At 38.7% G+C, this 1,671-nt stretch carries 2 protein-coding genes; both read left to right on the top strand.

What is annotated here, in order from left to right; all coding sequences use genetic code 11:
- The first annotated feature begins 107 nt into the window (after positions 1 to 107).
- The gene (locus tag AC30RD_RS09045; RefSeq protein ID WP_489494201.1) at positions 108 to 1,172 is read left to right on the top strand and encodes a metallophosphoesterase family protein; all 1,065 of its coding nucleotides are present in this window, start codon (positions 108 to 110) and stop codon (positions 1,170 to 1,172) included.
- Between the two features lie 13 nt (positions 1,173 to 1,185).
- On the top strand, positions 1,186 to 1,671 hold a 486-nt coding region (locus AC30RD_RS09040; RefSeq protein ID WP_489494199.1), incomplete at its 3' end, for an AAA family ATPase.

The raw sequence follows: 1,671 nt of genomic DNA, 5'->3' as shown, positions 1-1,671 counted from the left end.
TTAATTTACCAATTAAATGCGTTATAAAACCTGACGAAAAACTTGCAGAAGAAACTAAAAATTGCTAATTTTTCCTTAAAGATGAAGATACCTACCAGCTTATTGCCATGAGAATTCTTCATACTGCTGATATTCATATCCGTAAAAAGGGAGATGAAAGATGGCAAGCTTTAGAGAAAATCATTGGTTTATGCACTGCTTATAAGGTAGATGTTCTGGTTATAACCGGGGACATGTTTGACAAGGGGATTGACGGTGAGTCACTAAGGCCACATGTACGAAAGCTATTCGAGGACTCCAGTTTTACGACTTTGATACTCCCTGGAAATCATGATTATGAAGTGTTCGAAAGTGGGCGCTACTGGGGAAATAATGTTGAAGTAATTAATGATTACATGAATCCTTATACAACAGAAAATGTAGATTTTTGGGGTCTGCCATATGAAGAACTCAGAGAGGAGGAGGTCTTTGAAAGATTATATGACATGAATGAAAGAATGGATGACAAAAAGACGAACATTCTCATATTTCACGGTGAGCTAACAGATATCTACCAGTGGCTGAAAGGATTCGGTGATGAAGGAAATAAGCGATATATGCCTGTCAAAAGGGCATATTTTAAGGACATGAAGATAGAATATGTGCTTGCAGGACACTTTCATACAAATTTTGACGTAATAGAGCTTCCCACTGGCGGTTATTTTGTTTATCCAGGTTCTCCGGTATCAGTCACCAGCAAAGAATTAGGCAAAAGAAAAGTTAACGTCTTTGAAGTTGGTAAAGCCCCTAAAGAAGTTACACTGGATACATTTCACTATGAATACATCCAGATTGATCTGGATCCTTTTGTAGAAAAAGACCCTGTAAAATATGTTGACGAACAAATCGAAACTTTTCTTAATACTTCAGGCCCCAACTGCAACATAACGGTTCAGGTTAAAGGATACATTGATTCTTCCAGACACGCCATCACAGAGTCTGACTTTAACGAACATCTGTCCAAAGTACAGGAAAAGTACGCCTCTTTTATTTCTGCAGTTCATAACGAGACACACGATCTTTCTTACGTTCTCAACAACAATCTTTTCAAGGAATTTACCAAGCGACTAGGAGAGAAAGAGTTCGATGACGATAAAAAAAGGAAATTACTGAATATGTTATCAAAGCCATGATAGAGATGTTCAGGTGAGGATCAGAGAGTTCAGAATCTTCAGATATGGTCCGTTAAAAGATACCGGCACAATAGAACTGGGCGATTTCACCATATTATGGGGTAACAACGAGAGAGGAAAAACCCTAATCGTTGACGCACTTTTGAAGATGATCCTGAAAAATGAGCACGGAATTTTCAGCAGAATCGATAGAGTCTCTGAGTTCCCTGAAGGGTACGTCATTATCAATTACAGGGGGAAAGATTGTAAGCTTCCAGAGGAGGACAACAGTCTGACTAAAGTCATCTCTGCGGCTGATTTCCGCAACATTTTCGTTATAAGAGATAGCGATCTCACAATTTCACAAGAAAACCAGTATTACAGTGATGTCACCAGAAAGCTGATAGGTTCCAGAGTAGGAGAAATTGGCAAAATAATACAGAATCTCAACGCCATTGGAAAAGTGACGGACAGGGGTGAGTTCAGCAATAGAGCCAATGACTACAAATTGAAAGAAAGA

It is taken from the genome of Nitrosophilus sp. (assembly GCF_982775275.1).
The sequence above is the reverse complement of the archived record's forward strand: the minus strand, read 5'-3'. Positions and strand labels throughout refer to the sequence as shown.

What these genes read in the sequence shown, in the direction of transcription:
- AC30RD_RS09045 (WP_489494201.1), top strand. Translation starts at nt 108, where the DNA reads ATGAGAATTCTTCATACTGCTGATATTCATATCCGTAAAAAGGGAGAT.